23 protein-coding genes are annotated in these 19,386 nt (G+C 65.8%); 11 read left to right on the top strand and 12 right to left on the bottom strand.

All coding sequences use genetic code 11. The features are described from left to right. Nucleotides 1-315: 315 nt before the first annotated feature. Nucleotides 316-435 carry a photosystem II reaction center protein I gene (locus KBY75_RS13565; protein WP_006172424.1) on the bottom strand — a complete coding sequence of 40 codons (120 nt, stop codon included), beginning with the start codon at nt 433-435 and terminating at the stop codon, nt 316-318. Between the two features lie 303 nt (nt 436-738). On the opposite strand from KBY75_RS13565, the gene KBY75_RS13560 reads away from it, so the two are divergent. Beyond that, complete coding sequence (locus KBY75_RS13560; protein WP_396098369.1) at nt 739-3,468, top strand: alpha-mannosidase; 2,730 nt, start codon at nt 739-741, stop codon at nt 3,466-3,468. A gap of 3 nt (nt 3,469-3,471) precedes the next feature. On the opposite strand, the gene psbN is transcribed toward KBY75_RS13560, so the two are convergent. Next, a complete protein-coding gene (gene psbN, locus KBY75_RS13555) occupies nt 3,472-3,624 on the bottom strand; it encodes a photosystem II reaction center protein PsbN (RefSeq protein ID WP_106632281.1) in 153 nt (50 codons plus the stop codon). A 122-nt stretch (nt 3,625-3,746) separates the two neighbouring features. On the opposite strand from psbN, the gene psbH reads away from it, so the two are divergent. From psbH to KBY75_RS13535, 4 genes are read left to right on the top strand one after another with little or no spacing between them, the layout of a single operon-like run. Continuing rightward, complete coding sequence (gene psbH / locus KBY75_RS13550; RefSeq protein WP_094559148.1) at nt 3,747-3,947, top strand: photosystem II reaction center phosphoprotein PsbH; 201 nt, start codon at nt 3,747-3,749, stop codon at nt 3,945-3,947. Further along, complete coding sequence (locus KBY75_RS13545; protein WP_254935130.1) at nt 3,947-4,243, top strand: TatA/E family twin arginine-targeting protein translocase; 297 nt, start codon at nt 3,947-3,949, stop codon at nt 4,241-4,243. The genes psbH and KBY75_RS13545 overlap by 1 nt, the downstream gene beginning before the upstream one ends. Beyond that, complete coding sequence (gene pth, locus KBY75_RS13540) at nt 4,227-4,856, top strand: aminoacyl-tRNA hydrolase (protein ID WP_255024286.1); 630 nt, start codon at nt 4,227-4,229, stop codon at nt 4,854-4,856. Before KBY75_RS13545 ends, pth begins: the two co-directional genes overlap by 17 nt. A 4-nt stretch (nt 4,857-4,860) precedes the next feature. After that, nucleotides 4,861-5,118 (top strand): DUF3146 family protein, encoded by a 258-nt coding sequence (locus KBY75_RS13535; protein ID WP_255024285.1) that lies wholly within the window; start codon nt 4,861-4,863, stop codon nt 5,116-5,118. 6 nt (nt 5,119-5,124) lie between these two features. On the opposite strand, the gene KBY75_RS13530 is transcribed toward KBY75_RS13535, so the two are convergent. From KBY75_RS13530 to ntcA, 3 genes are read right to left on the bottom strand one after another with little or no spacing between them, the layout of a single operon-like run. After that, on the bottom strand, nt 5,125-5,589 hold the full coding sequence (locus tag KBY75_RS13530) for a resolvase (RefSeq protein ID WP_255024284.1): 465 nt from the start codon (nt 5,587-5,589) through the stop codon (nt 5,125-5,127). Next, on the bottom strand, nt 5,586-6,803 hold the full coding sequence (locus tag KBY75_RS13525) for a DUF3084 domain-containing protein (RefSeq protein WP_255024283.1): 1,218 nt from the start codon (nt 6,801-6,803) through the stop codon (nt 5,586-5,588). The genes KBY75_RS13530 and KBY75_RS13525 overlap by 4 nt, the downstream gene beginning before the upstream one ends. 34 nt (nt 6,804-6,837) lie before the next feature. Further along, nucleotides 6,838-7,578, bottom strand: coding sequence for a global nitrogen regulator NtcA (gene ntcA / locus KBY75_RS13520; protein ID WP_106632287.1), 741 nt, complete (start codon nt 7,576-7,578; stop codon nt 6,838-6,840). Nucleotides 7,579-7,820: 242 nt separating this feature from the next. Here ntcA and KBY75_RS13515 point away from each other — a divergent pair, with 242 nt between their 5' ends. Continuing rightward, nucleotides 7,821-8,459 (top strand): cob(I)yrinic acid a,c-diamide adenosyltransferase, encoded by a 639-nt coding sequence (locus KBY75_RS13515; protein WP_255024282.1) that lies wholly within the window; start codon nt 7,821-7,823, stop codon nt 8,457-8,459. Then, complete coding sequence (gene dcd, locus KBY75_RS13510; RefSeq protein WP_255024281.1) at nt 8,459-9,052, top strand: dCTP deaminase; 594 nt, start codon at nt 8,459-8,461, stop codon at nt 9,050-9,052. The genes KBY75_RS13515 and dcd overlap by 1 nt, the downstream gene beginning before the upstream one ends. Before the next feature lie 67 nt (nt 9,053-9,119). On the opposite strand, the gene thyX is transcribed toward dcd, so the two are convergent. Both thyX and KBY75_RS13500 read right to left on the bottom strand, forming a co-directional pair. Continuing rightward, complete coding sequence (gene thyX, locus KBY75_RS13505) at nt 9,120-9,845, bottom strand: FAD-dependent thymidylate synthase (RefSeq protein ID WP_255024280.1); 726 nt, start codon at nt 9,843-9,845, stop codon at nt 9,120-9,122. Between the two features lie 8 nt (nt 9,846-9,853). Continuing rightward, nucleotides 9,854-10,426, bottom strand: a complete 573-nt coding sequence (locus tag KBY75_RS13500) for a thioredoxin domain-containing protein (protein ID WP_255024279.1) — start codon at nt 10,424-10,426, stop codon at nt 9,854-9,856. Nucleotides 10,427-10,496: 70 nt separating this feature from the next. On the opposite strand from KBY75_RS13500, the gene KBY75_RS13495 reads away from it, so the two are divergent. Next, a complete protein-coding gene (locus tag KBY75_RS13495; RefSeq protein ID WP_255024278.1) occupies nt 10,497-10,910 on the top strand; it encodes an NIL domain-containing protein in 414 nt (137 codons plus the stop codon). Further along, complete coding sequence (locus KBY75_RS13490; protein ID WP_106632293.1) at nt 10,910-11,383, top strand: hypothetical protein; 474 nt, start codon at nt 10,910-10,912, stop codon at nt 11,381-11,383. The genes KBY75_RS13495 and KBY75_RS13490 overlap by 1 nt, the downstream gene beginning before the upstream one ends. On the opposite strand, the gene KBY75_RS13485 is transcribed toward KBY75_RS13490, so the two are convergent. Further along, nucleotides 11,380-13,374 (bottom strand): lytic transglycosylase domain-containing protein, encoded by a 1,995-nt coding sequence (locus tag KBY75_RS13485; protein WP_255024277.1) that lies wholly within the window; start codon nt 13,372-13,374, stop codon nt 11,380-11,382. The genes KBY75_RS13490 and KBY75_RS13485 overlap by 4 nt on opposite strands. 55 nt (nt 13,375-13,429) lie before the next feature. Between KBY75_RS13485 and KBY75_RS13480 the strand changes: the two genes are divergently transcribed. Both KBY75_RS13480 and glmM read left to right on the top strand, forming a co-directional pair. After that, a complete protein-coding gene (locus KBY75_RS13480) occupies nt 13,430-13,645 on the top strand; it encodes a hypothetical protein (RefSeq protein WP_106632295.1) in 216 nt (71 codons plus the stop codon). A 96-nt stretch (nt 13,646-13,741) separates the two neighbouring features. Further along, a complete protein-coding gene (glmM, locus tag KBY75_RS13475) occupies nt 13,742-15,145 on the top strand; it encodes a phosphoglucosamine mutase (protein WP_255024276.1) in 1,404 nt (467 codons plus the stop codon). Here the strand turns inward: glmM and KBY75_RS13470 are convergent. From KBY75_RS13470 to KBY75_RS13455, 4 genes are read right to left on the bottom strand one after another with little or no spacing between them, the layout of a single operon-like run. Next, complete coding sequence (locus tag KBY75_RS13470) at nt 15,132-16,109, bottom strand: BadF/BadG/BcrA/BcrD ATPase family protein (RefSeq protein ID WP_255024275.1); 978 nt, start codon at nt 16,107-16,109, stop codon at nt 15,132-15,134. The genes glmM and KBY75_RS13470 overlap by 14 nt on opposite strands. Next, on the bottom strand, nt 16,102-17,397 hold the full coding sequence (locus KBY75_RS13465; RefSeq protein WP_255024292.1) for an IctB family putative bicarbonate transporter: 1,296 nt from the start codon (nt 17,395-17,397) through the stop codon (nt 16,102-16,104). Before KBY75_RS13465 ends, KBY75_RS13470 begins: the two co-directional genes overlap by 8 nt. A gap of 32 nt (nt 17,398-17,429) precedes the next feature. Further along, nucleotides 17,430-18,101, bottom strand: coding sequence for a tRNA (guanosine(46)-N7)-methyltransferase TrmB (gene trmB, locus KBY75_RS13460; RefSeq protein ID WP_255024291.1), 672 nt, complete (start codon nt 18,099-18,101; stop codon nt 17,430-17,432). Between the two features lie 2 nt (nt 18,102-18,103). After that, nucleotides 18,104-19,372 (bottom strand): FIST N-terminal domain-containing protein, encoded by a 1,269-nt coding sequence (locus KBY75_RS13455; protein ID WP_255024274.1) that lies wholly within the window; start codon nt 19,370-19,372, stop codon nt 18,104-18,106. Between the last annotated feature and the right edge of the window lie 14 nt (nt 19,373-19,386).

The raw sequence follows: 19,386 nt of genomic DNA, 5'->3' as shown, positions 1-19,386 counted from the left end.
GCAGGGCTAACTGAACTAGCGGTTGTGACAGCCCCAGGCTGGCTGGGAATATCATTTGCCAGTACCTTTGGAGCAAAAAGGGCAGACAGGCAAGCTGCTGTTAATAGTTGGCGAGCTAGCCTCCTTAAAGGCCGTTTCCCCAGAGGCACTCGTTGGGAATTGCCAGCCAAATCCATCAGCCCTTAAGACCTTCTTGAGCCTGAAGTGTTGAAGGAAGCGTGTCTAAAATCGGCACCATTAAATAAGGCCCAGCAGGTCCCATTGGGGATCATCCCACAAACAGAATCAGGACCTTGCTTGCCTAGTGCCAGCTGATCAATCTTCCAGGTCTTTACGGCTCGGGGTGCGGCTAGGGTCACTGGCCAAAAAGCCGAATACAAAGATCCCAATAAAGAAGAAGACGACCGAATAAACCGAGATCTTGAGGGCGAGCATGGTTCGGCCTTGGGGAACGGCGAGCGGGTGACAGGGAGTGACAGGCGCGTTGAAGGGCCTAGTCGACCCCGCAGCTGCGGGATCATCCTATGGGACTCGGCTTTCCATCCAACGATGCCTGAGGCCTCAGGACTAGGGCAGCCCCCACGGATTGAAACGATTCAGTCACGTTTGCGGCCAACCCATTCGCGCTGGGATCTCCAACCCCTTTGGCGCTGCGTGCAGTCGGGAGGGCGTTTTGGCCCAGCCCTTGACGATCCTTGGGGCCAGCAAGGTCGCCCGGATTGGGCAGCACGGGGGTTGGTGATTTGGCCGCGGGGTGGCCAGTGGCGGGAGCTGCGGCTGCGGCTGGTTTGCCCGGCGACCTGGCTGCAGCTGCAGCAGCCGGAGCCCGTTGCCCAGGCCCGGCTGGTGCTGCGCTGGTGGGCCGACCAGGTGGAGCTGCGGGTGGATGGTGCGCCGGTGCATGGCGGCGACCTGTTTGACACCGCCTGCCGCTGGTTGTTGCCCGAGCGCTGGTGGCAGGGGGAGGCCCTGGAGCTGGAGTTACGCCTGCGCAGCCCCTTGCACGACGACGGTGCCCTGATCGAGAGCCGTCTGGAGCTCGAGCCCCTGGATCCAGCCGACCCGGCGGGTTTGTTGGCTGAAACCAAGGCTGAGCTTGCCCAGCTGCGCAGCGGCGAACCGCCAACAGGTCGCTTTCATGTGTTGGGCCATGCCCACCTCGATCTGGCCTGGCTCTGGCCGGTGGCCGACACCTGGCAAGTGGCAGAGCGCACCTTCACCTCTGTCCTTGATCTGATCGAGCGCTTCGAGGAGTTGCATTTCGGCCACTCCACACCCGCTCTTTACGCCTGGCTGCAGCAACACCGCCCGGCCCTGTTCGCTCGCCTGCAGCGCGCGGTGGCCGCCGGTCGCTTTGAACCGATCAACGGTCCCTGGGTGGAGAGCGACTGCGTGCTGATCAGCAGCGCCTCACTGCTGCGCCAGTTTCAGCTGGGCCAGCAATTCAGCGCCGCCAGCTTCCCGGAGCTGGAGCACTATCTGGCCTGGTTGCCCGACAGCTTTGGCTTCGCCAGCGGCCTGCCGGCCGTGGCTCGCAGCACCGGCGTGCGTTGGTTTTGCACCCACAAAATGGCCTGGAACGCCACCAATCCCTTCCCCCACCGGCTGTTTCGCTGGCGCAGCCGCTGCGGTTCCGAGCTGCTGGCCCTGATCAACGCCCCGATCGGCACCGATGGCGATCCCGTGGCGATGGAGCGCTATCGCTTGGCTTGGCAAGGCGCGACCGGGGTTGATTCGGCCCTGTGGCTGCCAGGTGTGGGCGACCACGGTGGTGGCCCCAGCGCCGAAATGCTCGAGCAACTGCGGCTCTGGCAGCAGCAAGCTGAGGCTGCTCCCCAGCACCACGGCAGCTTGCGGGATTATTTGGCTGCCCTCGAGCCGCTGGCGCCCCGGCTGCCGGTATGGCGCGACGAGCTCTACCTGGAGCTGCACCGCGGCTGCGCCACCTCGCGCCCCGATCAGAAGCGTCACAACCGCACGCTCGAGCGGCTGCTGCGGGAGGCGGAGCTGGCCCAGGCCCTAGCCGGCGAGCCTGAAACGGTCGACTGGCGAACGCTGCTTTTTCAGCAGTTTCACGACATTTTGCCCGGCACCTCGATTCCGGAGGTGTTCGAGCAGGCCGAGCCCCAGTGGCGGGCAGCGCGCCGCAGCGCCTGCCTGCAACGGGATCGGGCTCTGCAGGCCTGGCTAGGAGCTGGTGACGGTTCCGGGCCAAGTTGGTGGGTCGCCCAGCTCCAGCCCCTGCCGCCCCGGGCCCGCAGTCTGCGGGTGCCGTTGGGCAGCTGGTGTTGGGGCGGCGTGAAGCTGCCGGCCCAACCGGCCCGGGCTGGCGGCCAGTGGCTGCAGCTGCCGCCCTTGGCGGGCGTGGCGGCCCTGCCCCTGGAGCGCACGGCCGCAGGGGCGGCCTCTCAGGCGGCTCAGGTTGAGGCGCCGGTGTGGCGAGAGGGCTGGCGCTGCGGCAACGGTTTGGTGAGTTTTGAGCTGGGGCCGCGGGGCCTCGAGCAGCTGTGGGATAGCCAGGATCAGCCCCAGTTAGCAGGCCCGCTGGCCTGGCGGCGTTTTGCCGATCGCGGTGAGTTTTGGGATGCCTGGGACATCGCCACGGGCTACCGGGAATATCCGCTGGCCTGGCAGTGGCAGGGCGAGCCGAGCTGGCTGGAGCAGGGCGAGCTGTGTACCAGTTTTGTGTGGCGGGGCCAGTGCGGGGCCAGTGCGGTGCGGCTGGAGGGGCGCTTACTAGCCAATACCCCCTGGCTCGAGCTTGTGCTTAGCGTTGACTGGCGCCAGCGCCATGAGCTGCTGCGCCTGGAGATCCCCCTGGCCCAGCCTGCCCAGCGCTGGGCGGCAGATACCTCCGGTGGCGTGCTGGAACGGCCAGCCCAGCCGGTCACTGCCCGCGAGCAGGCCCGCTGGGAGCTGCCAGCGATCAGCTGGATCGCTTCTGTGGCTAATGGCGGCGGTTTGGCGGTGCTGCTCGATGGCCCCCAGGGGGTGTCTGCTAGTGCGGAGCAGTTGGGTGTGTCGCTGCTGCGGGCGCCTACTTGGCCCGATCCTGGCGCCGATAACGGCCGGCAGCGCTTGCGGCTGGCCCTGGCGCCCTGCCCAGCAGGCTGGTGCCGGGCCCAGGTGCCCAAGCAAGCGGTGGCCTTCAGGGAACCGCTATGGCTGCGGCCGGCGGCGGCCCAGGGCCGGCCTAAACGACATCAGGCCCTGCCTCCCCTGGGCGAGGGGCTGTTGCTGCTGGGCTGCCGGCCGCTAGGGGACTCGGGGGACGTGGTGCTCACCGTGCAGAACTGTTCCCCTTGCCGCCGCTACCTGGAGCTGGGAGAGAGCTGGCAGCTGCTGGAGCGACTCGATGGCCTAGATCAGCCCTTGGCTGCCAAAGGCAAGCTCACCGGAGATCCCTGGCTGCTGGCGCCGTGGAGCCTGGGATTTTGGCGTGTGCGCCCCCATTGGCCTAGCTCCTAGCGCTTAGTCGTCGTGGTCGTCAAAGGGGTCGGTGAGGCCCTTGGAGGGCGGCCCGAAGGCTTGATACACCCCAAAACCGGTGAGCGAAAGCAGCACCGCCAGCACGGCGAGGGCCACGGAAAGGGCCGGGGAGCTGGTGGTGGCGGTGGGGTCCATGGAGGCGGAAGGGGGATTCAGATGACGGGTTGCGTCACAACTCTCGACGGACCGCCGCGGCGCGGTACGCGAGGCCCTTACAGTACTTAAAGCGAATCCATGCCCGAGAGGCTGCAGCAGACATGGCCCAACGCACCCGCCTCGGAGACATCCTGCGGCCACTCAATTCTGAGTACGGCAAGGTCGTTCCCGGCTGGGGCACCACGCCCGTGATGGGCATTTTTATGGTGCTCTTCCTGGTGTTTCTGCTGATCATCCTGCAGCTGTACAACAAGTCCCTGCTGCTCGAGGGCATCACGGTCAACTGGAACGGCCTCGGCTGATGAACGTGTTTGGCATTGGCCTGCCTGAGCTGGCGGTAATTGCCGCTATCGGGCTGCTGGTGTTCGGACCAAAGCGGCTGCCGGAGCTGGGTAAAACCCTGGGGCGCACTCTGAAGGGTTTTCAATCGGCCTCCTCTGAGTTCGAAAAGGAGCTGCGCACGGCGATCACCACCGCCGAACCGGTTGCGGCTGAGTTGCCGGTTGCAGTTTCCGCAACCGAGCTCGTTTCAGCTGATGCCTCCGGGGCTGATGCTCCAGAGCTGATTGAGCAGCCTCTCGATGGTCCCGCGGCCTGAGTTGTCGTTGCAGTTGGTGGTGGGCCTGGGTAACCCGGGAGCCAAGTACGCAGGTACTCGCCACAACGTGGGCTTTATGGCCCTAGAGCGTCTAGCCGATTGCGCTGGTGGCGTCTCTTTTCGGCAGCAGCCAAAGCTTCAGGGCTTGGTGGCTGAGGTGGGTTCGGGGCCTGCCCGGCTGAGGCTGTTGATGCCCCAGACCTATATGAACGAAAGTGGGCGCTCGATCCGCGCAGCCCTTGACTGGTTTGGTTTCGAGCCCGCCCAGTTGCTGGTGGTGGTTGACGACATGGACCTGCCCCTCGGCAAGTTGAGGCTGCGGGCTACGGGCAGTGCCGGCGGGCATAACGGCTTGCGCAGCACCATCAGCCATCTAGGTACCCAGGACTTTCCGCGGCTGCGTATTGGTATTGGCGCCCCCGCCCAAGATCCCGGCGAGCGCCGCGCCCGCACCGTTGGTCACGTGCTCGGACGCTTCACGCCTGCCGAGCAGCCCCTGCTCGAGGAGGTGCTGCGCGAGGTGGAGGCAGGTATTGGCCTGATCCAGCGCCTCGGCCTGGAGCGGGCTGGTAACCGACTCAACGGTTTTCAGCCCCAGGGCAAGGCAGCCTGAGCCGATGGCACGTCTTCCCTCCACCACTGCCCAGTTGCGGGTGCTGCATCAGAGCTTCAGCCAGCGGCTGCTGGAGGGGGAGGTGAGTGCGGGCGGTTACCAATGGAGTTTCCGCTGGGCCTTTGACCGCGGTGAACTCAGCGTCGAGCCTTCTTTGGGCAGGGCTCTGATCCAGGACGCCCTGCTGCGTTATCTGCTCAAGGTCGACTACCAGCTCGAGCCTGGCGGTGACTACGTCTTCACGGTTCGGGCCCGTTTTTAAACCGATTTAGCCTCCGGCGACCGGCAGCGGCCATTGCCTCAGCACCTCCTGGTTGCTGCGCTGCAGGGTCATCCCGCAATAGCGCTCAATCAGCAGCTGGGCCACCACATCGTCGATATCTCGGGGGGGCAAGCGCAACCCCGCCGGCAGCAGTCGCATGCAGCCCCTAGGAGGCCACAGCTGCCAGTAGCGCTCGCGGGCCGCCAGGGTGCTGCCGCTCTCATCCACCACCGCTAGCGCCAGCGGCTGCTGGCCAAGCCGGCTGCGCCAGTCTTGGCTACCGGTGCCATTGCCGAGCACAACCTGGCCAAGCCCCACTTGCTGCCAGCTTTTGAGCAGGGCGAGGCAGGCTTGCGGGGGCAGGATGGCGGCCTGCCGGATCTGGCGAGCGGCAGGATCCGCCAGCACTAGTCCGCATTTGCTGCGCCCGGGATCGAGGCCTGCCACCAGGCCCGCCACAGCGCCCGTCATGGGCGGCGAGGGCCCGGCCCCGATTGGGCGGGAGAGGGGGCCGCCAACCAGCGCAATTCCACCGCAATTGGGTCGGCGGTGCTGGCGCTGTTGATGGCGAGGGCTTCTAGTTGGGCAACCTGGCCAGGCTGGCGCTCGCTCAGCTCCCGGGCCAGCTGTTTGAAGCTGGCCGCATCGAACTGCAGCCCTTCCACCAACGTGCCCTGGCGCTGGGCTCGGGCATAGGCAGCGGCCAGCAGCAGGTTGAGTCGCCGCGAAACCGGCTCCAGGGCTGTGAGGTCGCCCTCGATCGTGGTGCTGGCCAGCACTTCACCTGCCTTAACTACTGGGCGGTTGGGGCGTAGGTCTGGGAAGGCAAGCACCTGGCGCTCGCCCCTCAGCACGTTGGCGGCCGAGAGAATGCTCACCACCCAGCTGCCAGGCTTGGCGAGCAGGCCCTCCAGCTTGCTGATGTCGTTCTTGGGTACCAGCAGGATCTGGCGATCGGCTGGCTGGCCGGGTAGCACCCGCCTGAAGGCGTTGAGATTGGCCTGCTGCAGCAAGGCGGTGATCACCTCCGTGGCCTGCTCGGGGCGCTCAAGGGTCACCTTGGCGCTGGCCAGGGTCTGTCCGCTGCTTAGCACCACGTCGCCGCGGCGCAGGGCAATCAGGTTGCCCTCCAGGTCCTTAAGTTCTTTGGCACCGGCGCTGATCCGGCGGCGCACCTGGGCCAGTTCCGCTTCGGTGCGGCGGATTTCCGCATCCCGCCCCTTCACCTCCTCGCTGAGACGGCTGCGCTCCAGCTCAAGCTGGTTGCGCTGGGCTAAAAGTGGCGCCAGCTCCTGGCGCAATTTGCTGGCCCGGGCTTGGGCCTGCTCAAAGCGCGTCTGGGCCTCCCGTTTGCCCTGTTCAGCCCGAGCCACCTCCAGGCGGCTGCTGGCTAGTTGGCTGTTGCTGCGGCTCAGTTGGCTGCGGCTGGTTTGCAGCCGTTGCTCCAGTCGATCGAGTTCAAACAGGCCCGTGCGCAGCCGCTCGCTCACCAACAGCATCAGGCCTAGGGAGATGGCACTGATCAGGCTGCCGGTGAGCACCGTGATCAACACGGCGGTGCGGCGGGGCCGCATCCCCAACAAGCTCAAGCGCGCCTTGCCCACCAGGCTGCCGAGTCGGTCGCCCAGGGTGGAGAGCACTCCCCCCAGGGCGAGCAGAGCGAGGATCAGCAGCCAGCCCGTCACATACGTCCGCGAAGGGCCCCAGTATCCCTGGCGTTCAGCTGAAGCGCTTGGCTAGGGCGATTGGATCAAACACAGTGATCTTTTTGCGGTCGATCTGAACCAGCCCGTCGTTGCGCAGGTCGCCCAGCAGGCGAGTGATTGTGACCCGGGTGGAGCCAATCGCTTCGGCAATCGCCTGGTGGGAGAGGCGCAGATCAATCGTGATCCCTTCCGAGCTGGGAACGCCGAAATCGCGGCACAGCACCAGCAGAAAGCTCACCAGCCGCGAGCTCATGTCGCGGTGGGTGAGGGTTTCGATCATCGTTTCGGTCTGCAGGATCCGCGAAGACAGGCCTTGCAGCAGCAGCAAGCCCACGCTGGCGTCCTGCTCGATCGCCCGGCGCACCGAGGTGGCTGGTGCGGTCACCATCTCGACCCTGGTGAAGGCCACAGCGTGATAAAAGCGGTCGGAGCGCTGGCCGGTAAGCAGCGACAGCACACCAAACAGGCTGTTTTCACGCAACAGGGCCACGGTGATCTCCTCGCCGGATTCATATACCCGCGACAGCCGGACCGCTCCGCGCCGCAGCAGATAGACCCGCTCGGCTGGATCGCCGGGAAAAAAGATCGTCTTGCCCCGTTCGATCGTCTCGACACTGCTGCCGGCCAGGCCCCGGATCACTTCCAGCAGGGTGGGGTTGCCCTGGCCGGCGCTGCCCATGCCTGCCACCACGCCAGGGGCACCCGTCGATGGGGTGTTGGCGGTACGGCTAAATCCGTGGGTAGCGCCAACCATCAAGGTCTGGGCAAGTGCCGGGACCCTAAGGATCACCCGGGGGGTGGCTTGTAGCAATACACACGGTTTGAGATGACACCGCCGGTGCCCCCGGGGCACCAGTACGTATGTTTCCGCTAGGGATGGTGTCGTTTGCTTGTGGAGCGGCCCGATCCCGCTACATTCAGCTCCGCGGGACCATGGGCTGCTCGCGCCGCTCCAGGTCTGTTTTTCGATTTTCCAGGTTCTTATTCAGGTTGTTCATGACCGCGAGCTTGCCCGTCTCAGGCCTCACCTCCTCCTCTGGAGCTGGTTTTCCGGCGGTCCAGCACCAATCTCAGCGCTCTGGCCATCGCCCTTTGGCTGTGGCGGCTGCCACCTCCGCGCCTGCTGCTGCGCCGGCATTGCGGCTCGTGGCCCAGTCGGAGGGCTTGCTGCAAATCCATACGGCGCCTTTCCGCGGCAGTTTCGGTGCCGTGCTCAGCCAGGCCCTGCGTAGTGCCGGCTTGGGCAGCCGGGTGCTGGTTACTCAGTTTCTTAAGGGCGGCGTAGATCAGGGTCTCGGCAGCAGCGTCTGGCTGTGTGGGCGACTGCAATGGCTGCGGCCCGGCGTGCCTGCCTGTCTGTCAGAGCCAGCTGCCCATCAGGAGCTCGAGTTGTTGGAGGCGGTGCGCCAGGTGTGGGCCTTCAGCCGCGAGCAGCTGCTCAGTGGTGCGGTGGATCTGATGGTGCTCGACGAGCTGGGCTTGGCTGTGGAGTTGGGCTACATCGATCAGGCTGAAGTGCTGGCAACCTTGGAGCGCCGACCGGCCCATTTAGATGTCATTTTGACAGGGCCAGCCATGACTCCTGAGTTGATGGCCATGGCTGATCAGGTCACCCAGTTGCGCCGAGGTCTCTGATGCTGAAGAACGACCGCTGGATCAACGAGCAGGCTGCGGCAGGCATGTTGCAGCCGTTTCAGTCGAGCCTGGTGCGCCACCTCGATCCCGAGGCGGCGGGCTCGCCGGTGCTCAGCTACGGCTGCTCTTCCTATGGCTACGACTTGCGGTTGTCGGCTAAGGAATTTTTGATCTTTCGGCATGTGCCCGGCACCGTGATGAACCCCAAGCGGTTCAACCCGGCAAACCTCGAACCGGCTCCCCTGCGCGATGACGAGGATGGGTCCTATTTCATCTTGCCAGCCCATTCCTATGGTTTGGGAGTAGCACTGGAGAAGATGAAGGTGCCATCAAATATCACGGTGATCTGCCTGGGTAAGAGCACATACGCCCGGCTAGGCATCATTGTTAATACGACCCCAGCGGAAGCCGGCTGGGAGGGTCACCTCACCCTGGAGTTCAGTAATTCTTCGGGGGCCGACTGCCGCATTTATGCAAATGAGGGAATTTGTCAGTTGCTCTTTTTTGAGGGCGATCCCTGCGAGACCACCTATCAAGATCGGGCTGGTAAATATCAGCACCAGCCCGAACGCGTCACTTTGGCAAGAATCTAATTTCCCGCAAAAGGCCCTATGGGGCGAGCCTGGGCGTCGCACCGAGAGGTGCGCCAAATGGTTCGCCCTATGGGGCGAGCCTGGCTCTATGCAAGCGGCTCTTTTCATACCATTCAGCAAATTGGGGTGTCCAAGCCTGCAGGTGGGGCCACATCAATTCACAAAGTTCGCGAATTTCGAGCTGGGCGTCGAGCTTGGCCCGCAGGTCAAGGAAGTGCAGAAATGCCCGCAAGGTGAAGCTCACCACGAAGTGCTGGCGGTAGTCGAAGGGCAGGATGCCGCGGGCGTGCTCCTCGGCGAAGCCAGCCGCCAAAAGGTCGCGGTAGCGAGCCGCTGCAGCGCTGCAGAGCTCTAGATCTATGCAGCGCTGCTCTTCGGTATAGGCGTATTTTTTGCCCTGCCGGTCGCTATAGCTACCTACGGGCCGTAGATAGAACACCTCCTCCAGTTCCAGTTCACCATTGGCGGCCTTGCAGATGCGATCGCCGGTGTAGCGCATCGATTGCACGTCAAAGCTCACCCCCACCCGGTGGGTACGCGCCTGCTGCATCACCGAGTGGGGAAACCAGCCAACGTTGAGCACGATCTGGGCGTGTTCTAAGGGGCCGTAGTGACCGCGCTCGCCGGCGAGAAGTCGTTTGATGCAGACCTCCCCTGCCTTGCTCTCCTCTGGCCAGCTGCTGGGATCTGCCGCCACAAAGCCCTCGCTGTAGTCCTGATGCATTCCCGCATAAACGCACTGCTGTGGGTTGGGCGTGGCGGCGATCAGGGCAACGCGGAAACGGGAATCCATGGCAGGCGTCAACCGTGGCTGCGGGGTCCGGCCATCGTGGCAGTACCTGGCTCCGCTGCCGCAACTTCGCCAGCGGCTTGGCTCAGGTTGCTGACGGCACCCACTCCGGCCAGGGGTGGCAGGGGTTCGCCGGCGATCAGGGCGCTGCTGAGGGCGCGCAATTCGTTGAGGCTGCGAGCGCCAATCGAGCGGCCCACCGCTTCACCGGCAGCATTGAACAGCTCTAGTTGGGGAATGCCGTTGACGTCGTAGCGCTCCAGCTCCGGCTGCCAGCGCGGATTGTCAACGTTGAGCAGCACCACATCGAGCTGGCCGCGGTGTTGGGCTTCGATCGTTTCCATCGCCGGAGCCATGGTGCGGCAGGCGTCGCACCAGTCGGCATAAAACTCCACCAGCGTTGGCTTGCCATTGCGCAAGGCCACGGGTAGATCCAGGGATTGGCGCGCCAAGCGCTCCAGGGGAGCCTCCGGATTCAGTCCGCCCCGGAACCACAGCAGGCCCGCTGCCAGTAGGGCCGCCAGCACGACTAGCAGCAGCCTTTCGCTTGGCCCCAGGCCGGAATTCGGGGTGGAGTTGGTCATGACTGCACTTTGCCAGTGCTTGCTAGCGTTTTGCGGAGGTAAGCGTGTTATTCCCGCGAGCCAGATCCTCGTGAAACGGCGCCTCACCCTGCACTTTCCCCGCGAAGCGGTGCATCAGCCGATCACCTATCGGCTGGCGGTGGATTTCGATATCGCCGCCAAGATCCTGCGGGCTCAGATTTCCCCCAACCAGAGCGGCACCATGGTGGTGGAGCTCTCCGGTGACATCGACGAACTGACGGCGGCGGAGGCCTGGCTAGAAAGTCAGGGGCTTGGCCTCAACCGGGCGCCTGGTCAGATAGCTGTCGACCGCAGTCTCTGTGTCGACTGCGGCATCTGCTCGAGCGTTTGCCCCAGCGGTGCCCTCAGCTTGAGCCAGCCAGCTTGGCAGCTGCAATTCGATGCGCAACGCTGCTTGGTGTGCGAACAGTGCATTCCGAGTTGCCCTCTGGATGCGATTTCCCTGGTGCTGGCTCCCCCGTGATGGCGATGTTGCGTCTGCTGTTGCTGCCCTTGCGGGCGCCGATGCTGCTGGTGCTGGTGGTGATATCCGTTTACGAGGGGCTGCAGTGGAGCCAGCCGCTCGAGGGTGCGGCAGCGTCGGGGATGGGGCAGTTATCCAGCTTGTTCTGGTCACTTGACTGTCTCCACGCCTTGCTGGTGGTGGTGGTGTGCACCATGCCCGACCTGCTGCTGCAGCGGATTTCCAATTTGATGGCCGCCAGTCGGGTGATGAGCCTGGTGATCAGCCTGTTGATCGTCACGGTGGGTGGCCTCTATCTGCTCCACCTCAAAGTGCTTACCAATGTGCTGATCCTGGGCACCACTGTGTTGTTGGCACGCCTCGATCTAGCCCGGATTCGGGTGGCACCCCCGCCGGTGCTGCTGGCAGGGGTGCTGGGGGTGCTGGTGTTGTCAGGGGCATGGGTGGGCCGCTGGCTGGCCAGCGGTGGTTAGCAGCTAGTCAGGGGTCTCTGCTGGAAATTCCAAAGGTTGCCAAGCACTTTTTTGACGTAAAGCCTGGTTTCCGGGTAGGGGATGGCTTCTATCCATAGCTCCGGTTCCTGTTGCAGTTGGGGAGTCACCCAGCCGGCGGTGGCACCGGGACCGGCGTTGTAGCTGGCAGCCATCAGCACGGGGTTGCCCTGCCACTGGCCCAGCAGTTGCTTTAGGTAGAGCGCGCCTAGCTGGGCATTGCGGGCTGGGTCGGTGAGGGCATCGGCTGTCAGGGGCGTGCCGGCCAGTTCGGCGGCGGTGGCTGGCATCAGTTGCAGCAAGCCGACGGCACCGGCGCCGGAGCTCACCCCCGGGCTGAAGCGCGATTCCTGTTTGGCTACGGCTGCCAGCAAGGTTGCCGGCACCCCGGCGGTTGCGCCAGCCTCCTCGAGCTCCGCCACGAAGCTGGCGGTTTGCAGGTCGCGCTCAAGCTGTTGGGCCAGGGCGCAGTTTGCATTCAGCGGTAGGCGCAGGCTGGCTTGCTCGAGTTGGCCTAGTCCCATCCAGTGGTCTCCCACGGCCCGGCGTAGGCGGCCTTCCGCAATCAGCTCCTGGGGACTGGCGGGGGGGGAGCTCCGCCCCGTGCGCCAGTGCTCCCAGGCTTCCAGGGGTTGGCTCAGGCGCCAGAGCCGGTCGATCTGCCAGTCGCCGCTGCCCAGGGGGTGCCATTGGGGTTGCCCAAGGGCCGGGCTGCTGCGGGGATCGAGGTTGAGATCGCCGCGGCCTAGGCGCACCGCAGCCCGCCAGCCGTAGTAGCCGCCGGGATGCTGTTTGTGCAGATCACTCCAGGTGCGTTCTGCTTTGGTGATGGCGCCTTGCTGCTTCTGGCTGAAACCCAGCCAGAAGCGCTGGCGTCCCACCAGCCCCACCGGCAATTCGCGACCGATCGGTGCACTCAGCAGCGTTGTGGCCGTTGCCCATTGGCGCTTGAGCAGGGCCTGACGGGCTTGCTGCCACTGCAGTTCCCAGCTGGCTGGATCGTTGGGCCAGCGCTGCAGCACCGCCAGCGTCGCGCTGATGTCGCCACTCTCCATCGCCCGCCGCGCCCGCACCGGGGCCGTGTCTTGCAGGGCAGAGGGCAGCCCGTTCAGGGCCTGGAGAGCCCTGGGCCCGGGCTGTTCGCTCAGTAGGGCCGCGGCCTCGCTGGCCTGGCTGGAGCCCGGCGCGGCTTTGGCCAGTTGCAGCAGCAGACTTTCGGCCTGGGCCTGCTGCTCGCTGCCGCCAGCGAGCAGGGCTCGGCCGATGGCTAGCTGGGTTTCTGGGCTCGGCGGACTGCCCTTGAGGCAGCTCAGGGCGGCGGCCGAGTCGCCTAGCTGGGCCAGGCCCCTTGCCAATTGGTCCCGCTGGTTAGGGGTAGCTGCGGCGGCCGTGCTCTGGCAGGCCTGGCGCAAGCGTGGCCCCGCACCGGGCCAACGCACACCGTGCCGGGCCAGATGCAGGGCTGCCTGGAGGCGATCTGCGCCGCTCGGACCCGCCTCCACGGCGGCCGCTAGGGCCGCGGGATGGGCGGCGAAGCGGCTGCGTAGTTTCTGCCGCAGCTGGGGCTGCTGCCGGCCCAGGGCATAAAGCCCATCGGCCGCGGCGGGCGTGTCGGGGAAGCGCCGCACCAGCTGCTGCCAGCGTTGCTGGGCGGCTGCCTGATCACCCAGGGCTGCGGCGGCCAGGGCATCGCGTTTAAGCACCAGGGCTGCTAGCTCATCGCCACCCCAGCCCTGGCCGCGCAGCAACCGGCGCTCGCCGGCTAGGTCGCCTTTTGCCTGGCGCGGCTGCAGCAGCAAGCTGGCCTCTCGCCGCCGCTCCGGATCGGGCGAGAACCGCCGCAGGCGCTCCAGGGTTGGGGTGGGTGTGTTGGGGTCTGGCGCGGGAATCAGGGTCAGCAGTGCCCTGCCGCCCCCTAAGGCAGCGCCGCTGCCCAAGCAGGTGAGGGCCAGCAGCAGGGGGAGGCGAGCCAAGGGCAATAGCGGCGCAGCTTCGGCATTCTGGTGAGGTGTGAATCCCACTTAGCTGGTGCGCCTGCCCTCCCTACCCCCCTATCTCTCCACCTTGCCTGGGGCTGAGCAGCGGTTGCGGGCCCTGCGGGTGTTGGCGGTATCGGGTCTGGTGCTGCTGCTGCGCCCCTTTTGGCCATTGAGCTGGCTGCCCGGCTGGGTTGTTGGTGCGCTGCTGCTCTGGACGATTGGCGAACTGGTGCTCTGGATCTGGTGGCCCCGCCGCTGGCGCTGAAAGGGATCCGGCCCCTACCTGGCCCAGGCCAGCCATGGCGAGCGCTTTGCAGCAGCCCACGTAACCTGAGCACCACTGAGGCATCTGCTGCTGCCCATGGCCGATCTGGCTCCCCATCCCGTTGGCCTGCCCCTGCGGGGTGTGGCCGGTTTCGGAACCGATGGCATCCGCGGCCGGGTGGGAACCCAGGTGAGCCCGGCTTTGGCTTTGCAGGTTGGCTTCTGGTGCGGCCAGGTGTTACCCCAGGGAGCGCCGGTGCTCATCGGCATGGATTCCCGCAGCAGTGGCCCGATGCTGGTGGCGGCGCTTACCGCCGGGCTCACGGCTGCAGGTAGGGAGGTATGGACCCTGGGCCTTTGCCCTACGCCAGCGATTCCTGGCGCCATTCGCCGTCTTGGCGCGGCTGGAGGTCTGATGGTGTCCGCCAGCCACAACCCCCCTGAAGACAACGGCATCAAGGTGTTTGGCGCCTCCGGCGCCAAGCTGAGCCGCGGCCAGCAGCAGGCGATCGAGGCTGGGCTGCAGGGGGTTGGGGCTGGCCAGGCAGTAGGTGCTTCCGGCGGCTTCTTGGGCACAGGAGTGGTGCAGGACCGCCCCGATTTACTAGCCGACTACCAGCGGGCCTTGGTGGCGAGCGTCATGGGTCGGCGCCTGGAAGGTTGCAAGATTGTGCTGGACCTCTGTTGGGGCTCGGCTTCTGCCTGTGGCGAGGCGGTGTTTCGGGCCTTAGGCGCAGAACTCACGGTGTTGCACGGCAAGCCGGATGGAACTCGCATCAACGTGGATTGCGGCAGCACCCACCTCGAGCCGCTCAGGCGCGCGGTGCTGGAGAGCGGAGCCAGCATGGGTTTTGGCTTCGATGGCGATGCAGATCGGATGCTGGCGGTGGATGGCCGGGGCCGGGTGGTCGACGGCGATCAGATCCTTTATCTGTGGGGATCGTCTCTGCTTGATGCGGGCCAGTTACCGGCCAATCGCATCGTCGCCACGGTGATGTCCAACCTCGGCTTTGAGCGTGCCTGGCAGGCCAAGGGAGGGGTGCTCGAGCGCACCGCCGTTGGTGATCAATACGTCCACCAGGCGATGGAGCAGCTGGGCGCTGGCCTCGGTGGTGAGCAGTCGGGCCATATTTTGTCGGCCCGCCATGGCATGAGTGGCGATGGGCTGCTTACCGCTTTGCAGGTGGCCACGTTGTTGCACCGCAGTGGCCAATCACTGGCCGACTGGATGGATAGCAGTTTCAAGCCCTACCCCCAGACCCTGGTGAATGTGACGGTGCCAGACCGGCAACGGCGCCAGCAGTGGCAGAGCTGCGCTCCGCTGCGGCTCGCCGTGGAGCAGGCGGAGATTGCGATGGAGGGACAGGGCCGGGTGCTGGTGCGCGCCAGTGGCACCGAACCGCTGCTGCGGGTGATGGTGGAGGCCTCCGATCAGCAGCTGGTGGACCACTGGTCAAGCCAGCTGGCCGCCGTAGCGGAGCAGCACCTCAACGCGGCCTAGCTTCCAGACACTCCCGAGCCAGGCTCAGGGCTCCGCTGCAGGCATCTGCGGCGGGTATCTGTAGTTGGGCGCCTGGGCAGCACTCCTCAAGGCAGGCCTCCAGCCGGCGGCGCAGCAAGGCAAGGTGCTCCAGCGCTCCGCCCATGGGCCATACCGGCGGGGCACTTAGCTGCAGCCGTGTGCAGATGGTGGCTGCCATTAGGGCCAGGGCCTGGGCGGAGCGCTCCACAACGGCGGCGGCGCCGGCATCACCCTCGCTGGCGGCGACCGCCACCAGCGGTGCCAGGCGGGCAAAGCCCGCGGCCCCGAAGCCAGGCTCAACAACCAAAGCTTTGATGGCCTGAGCGGCCTGGGGGTCGTCTGCGCTCACATTCAGTCCAGCCCAGATCCGGGCTCGCAGGGGCGAATCGGGCTGGCGTCCATCCGCCATCGCCAAGCTGAGGGCTAGGCCATCGCGGCCGATGTCCGTGGCCGAGCCAGCCCCATCGAGCAGCCAGCCCCAGCCGGAGCAGCGGTGTTCCTGGCCGGCTGGATTGCGCCCAACGGCGATGGTGCCCGTGCCGCTGATCACCAGGATGCCTGCGCCGCCCTGCTGGTTGCCCATGGCTCCGCGCAGGGCAGTGCGCTCATCTCCAGTTACTACTACGCGCTCAAGGGGTAGTTGCAGGGCCGCGGCCGCCAGCTGGCGGCCCTGCTCCTGGACGGAGCTGCCCACTTCGATGCCACTAGCGCCAATGCCGGCGGCTAGCAGGGGCGTGCCACTGTGCGGCAGGTGCAGGCGGGCCTGCGCCAGGCTGATTTGAAGGGCTTGGCGGAAGCGGGCGGGGCCGTCGGCTGCGGCCAGATGGCACACCCCAGGCCCCTGGCCTTCACCCAGCATTTCACCACTGCAGGCATCGCTGAGGCGACAGCTGGTGTGGGTTTGGCCGGCGTCGAAGCCGGCAATCAGGCCTGGCTCAGCCACGGCCTTCGGCGCGGCTAGCTCCGGCCGCCAGGGTGGCGATGCAAAACCAGCCGCTCAGTTGCACCTCCGGCCGGAAAAAGATCGTGTCGGTGAGTCCCTGCACCGTGAGTCCCACAATTACGGCGATCGCCGCCAGGGCCGGCAGGCTGAAGCAGCTATCACTGCGCCAGAGGCTGGTGGCGCTGCGCAGGCTGGCCAGCAGCAGTCCAATCCCGGCCAGCAAGCCAGGAATGCCGGCTTCCACCGCCAGCTCCAGGGGGATGGAGTAGGCGCTGAGCGCGTTGAACTTGGGTTGCTGAAACAGTGGATAGATCTGGTTAAAAGCGTCGTTGCCGGGGCCGATGCCAAGCCACGGGCGGGCCTGGACCATATCCAGTGCTGCAAGCCAGACGTTGATGCGGAAGTTGTTGGAGCTGTCTTGCCGGCCGGCCACCAGGCTCATCACCCGCACTCGCAGCGGCTCCACCTGGGTAACCAGAACTACTAAGAGGGCAGCGCCGCCAATTAGCAGCAGCAGGGGAAATAGGCGCCGCCAGAGCAGGGGCCAGGCCCGGGTGGCGCGCACGGCTAGTAGCAGCGAGATCACTGCCGCCTCGGCCACTAAACCCATCCAGGCACCGCGGCTGTAGGTGAGCACAAGGGCGGCTACCCCCAGCACCAGGGCCGTGAGGGCAAAGAGCTTGCGGGCTCGCCCCGGCCAGCGCAGCAGGGCCACGAGAGCTAGGGGAAGCACCGGCAGCAGGTACCCCGCCAGCAGGTTGGGGTTTTCGAGGGTGCTGTAGATGCGCACCGTGCCATCAGCTACGGAGTTGGGGTCAGCCCAGCGGGCTAGTTCGCTGCTATCGCCGTAGAGCTGGCGTATGCCGATCACGCAGGTGACCAGGTTTCCCGCCAGCAGCGCCGCCACGATCCGGTCCCACCAGACCGGAGCCAGGGTCAGCAGTTGGCGCATCAGGGCGTAGACGCCCAGGTAGCTCACAAGTTTGACCAGCCCCTTGGCGGCGGCCAGGGGCACCGGTGAGAAACCTGTGGCCAGCAGGGCGATGGCCAGGATCCCCAGAATCCAGCGGTCGATCTCCACCAGCGGTCCAGGGGTAGTGGTCAGGGCCAGCAGTAGCCATAGGAGGCCACTGGCCAGCACCAGCAGGCTGAGGCCGCTGCGGGTTACCAGGGGCAGGCCAGCCATCAGGGCGCAGAGCACCAGGCCGGCTATCAGGGTTAGCTGGCGCCCCAGCGGACCACTGTCAGCGCGCTGCAGGCAGCCCTGCCAGCGCAGCAAAATTGGCATTGGGGGGGCGCTCAAGGGGGTGCAGCCTGGCTTCAGGCCCGATTATCAACCGCTTCGAGCTGATCTTCCAGGTTGCGGTCGTTGCGTTGGTAGAGAACTCGGTAGACAGGCAACCCTTGGCTCAGCACGTAGGTTTCGCGCTCGGTTGGCACAGCCAGGGGGTTGCCGGCACGCCAGGGGCGCCCATCTGCGGCCGGGCGATCGAAGCCGCCGCTGGCCTCGATCAGCTGCACCATCGGTGTGATCACCGCCAGCACATCGCTCTGAATAAACAGCTCACGGCCCGGCCCCAGGGCCTCGGCCAGGGCCAGCAGCAGGGTGGGCTGCAGCACCCGCCGCTTTTGATGCTTTTGCTTAAACCAGGGATCCGGAAACTGGATCGTCACCCGCTGCAGCAGCCCGGCTGGCAGGGCCGCCAGCCAGTCCTGCAGGCTGATGTTGGCGTTGCAGAACAGGTAGTGGAGGTTGCCGAGCCCCAGGGCCTGGCGGTCGGCTTCGGCGGCATCCACCAATGGCCGGCGGATTTCCACACCTAGATGGTTGCAGTTGGGCTGGTGCTGGGCCAGGGCCAGCAGGAAGCGGCCGCGGGCGCAGCCAATGTCGAGATGGAGAGGCAGCTCCGGCTGACTGAAAAGCTCGGCTGGCGGCGGCAGGGGCCGGGGTAGCTGGAAAAAGAGGCTGAGTGGATTGACGTGCTGGCGCACCATCAGCCCTCTCCGCGCGGCACCAAGAAGGCCAGGCTGGCGGTGTAGCCGTGCAGATAGGTGCTGCCAGCGACCGGGCCGATTTCGCCGTTGCAGAACGATCCTGCGATGGGCACCTGATCAAACACTTCCCGGCACAGCTCCACGTCGCCGTCGGCACTGCCGTAGAGCCCAACGCCACGGCCTAGGCAGGCAAACAGCAGGGCAGCTAGGGGCTCCGGGTTGCGCCGTTGCTGTCTGGTCAGCAGTTGACGCAGTTCCAGCCTGGAGGCGCTGGCATCGCGCAGTTGGAACTGCACCTGTTGCCCCACCCGCATCCGTTCAGCCACGGCCACGGCGCCGTTGCGGGGATCGACACCAAGCAGGTTGCGCACTAGAAACGCGGTGGGGCCATCTGGGTCTGCAGCGCTGAGGCTGAAGTTGCTGCGGCCCACGCCCAGAAATAGCGAGTGCTTCACCAGCTCCCGCTCCTCGGCATTCAGATCCGTGAGGATCGACTGAAGCGCTGCCACAGGGCTGCGGCGGGCCTGGCCCTGGCTTACCTCCAGCACCACGTTGCGCTGAACTTGCTCCACATCAAAAACCGGCCCGATCGGCCGGCAGCCCTGGGCCACCACCGGATCGAGTTGCCAGGCCCCACCAATGAGGCAGCCGACGGCACCGCGAACCACCTGATCGCCAAACAGCAGGGAGCCATGGCCGGCACTGTGGGGGCCGGCGACCCCACCAACTTTCGCCGCCCCTGGACAGGCGTAATCCAGGCCACTGATCAGATCGTTGATGCGGGAGCAGCTGGGATCCACCAGCAGCAGCATCGAGGGGCTGGGAGCTACTGGCGCATCGAGCAGGGCGCGCCAGGGATCTGCCGGGCCGTCGAGGTCGGGCAGGCAGTCGGTATCAATCGCAAAAGGGTGGAGCTCGGCGCCGGGTAGGCGCAGCAGGGTGACACTCAGGGCTGGTTTGTTCTCCAGCTCATGGGGGCTGCCGCCAGCATCGGTGCCCACCACCCCACCGCCCAGGCAGCCAAGCCAGTGGCTGGCTTGGAGTTTCTCCTGCAATAGGGGTAGTAGCCGGGGCAGGTCGCTGGCGTAGCTGGCTGCGGCGAAGACCAAGGCCAGATCTGCAGGACCGGCCCCCCGCAGCTGGCTGGCGATGTCTTCAACCGAGGCTTGCAGCGAGGTTTCGCTGGCTAGGGCGGTACGGCACCAGGCCTGGGCAGGACGGGCCCCGAAGGTGCGGGAGAGCCAGCTGGGCAGGGAGAAGGCGGCCATGACTTGGACCCTAT

The organism is Cyanobium sp. T1G-Tous, from assembly GCF_024345455.1.
GTDB lineage: Bacteria > Cyanobacteriota > Cyanobacteriia > PCC-6307 > Cyanobiaceae > Cyanobium_A.
This window is presented reverse-complemented; position numbering and strand designations above follow the sequence as displayed.

Coding starts and splice junctions, on each gene's coding strand:
- thyX (WP_255024280.1), bottom strand. CDS start 9,845: ATGGATTCCCGTTTCCGCGTTGCCCTGATCGCCGCCACGCCCAACCCA.
- psbN (WP_106632281.1), bottom strand. CDS start 3,624: ATGGACCCCACCGCCACCACCAGCTCCCCGGCCCTTTCCGTGGCCCTC.
- KBY75_RS13515 (WP_255024282.1), top strand. CDS start 7,821: ATGACCGCGAGCTTGCCCGTCTCAGGCCTCACCTCCTCCTCTGGAGCT.
- KBY75_RS13530 (WP_255024284.1), bottom strand. CDS start 5,589: ATGACGGGCGCTGTGGCGGGCCTGGTGGCAGGCCTCGATCCCGGGCGC.
- KBY75_RS13490 (WP_106632293.1), top strand. CDS start 10,910: ATGGCGATGTTGCGTCTGCTGTTGCTGCCCTTGCGGGCGCCGATGCTG.
- KBY75_RS13545 (WP_254935130.1), top strand. CDS start 3,947: ATGAACGTGTTTGGCATTGGCCTGCCTGAGCTGGCGGTAATTGCCGCT.
- dcd (WP_255024281.1), top strand. CDS start 8,459: ATGCTGAAGAACGACCGCTGGATCAACGAGCAGGCTGCGGCAGGCATG.
- KBY75_RS13465 (WP_255024292.1), bottom strand. CDS start 17,397: ATGCCAATTTTGCTGCGCTGGCAGGGCTGCCTGCAGCGCGCTGACAGT.
- KBY75_RS13455 (WP_255024274.1), bottom strand. CDS start 19,372: ATGGCCGCCTTCTCCCTGCCCAGCTGGCTCTCCCGCACCTTCGGGGCC.
- ntcA (WP_106632287.1), bottom strand. CDS start 7,578: ATGGTTGGCGCTACCCACGGATTTAGCCGTACCGCCAACACCCCATCG.
- pth (WP_255024286.1), top strand. CDS start 4,227: ATGGTCCCGCGGCCTGAGTTGTCGTTGCAGTTGGTGGTGGGCCTGGGT.
- KBY75_RS13535 (WP_255024285.1), top strand. CDS start 4,861: ATGGCACGTCTTCCCTCCACCACTGCCCAGTTGCGGGTGCTGCATCAG.
- KBY75_RS13500 (WP_255024279.1), bottom strand. CDS start 10,426: ATGACCAACTCCACCCCGAATTCCGGCCTGGGGCCAAGCGAAAGGCTG.
- KBY75_RS13565 (WP_006172424.1), bottom strand. CDS start 435: ATGCTCGCCCTCAAGATCTCGGTTTATTCGGTCGTCTTCTTCTTTATT.
- psbH (WP_094559148.1), top strand. CDS start 3,747: ATGGCCCAACGCACCCGCCTCGGAGACATCCTGCGGCCACTCAATTCT.
- glmM (WP_255024276.1), top strand. CDS start 13,742: ATGGCCGATCTGGCTCCCCATCCCGTTGGCCTGCCCCTGCGGGGTGTG.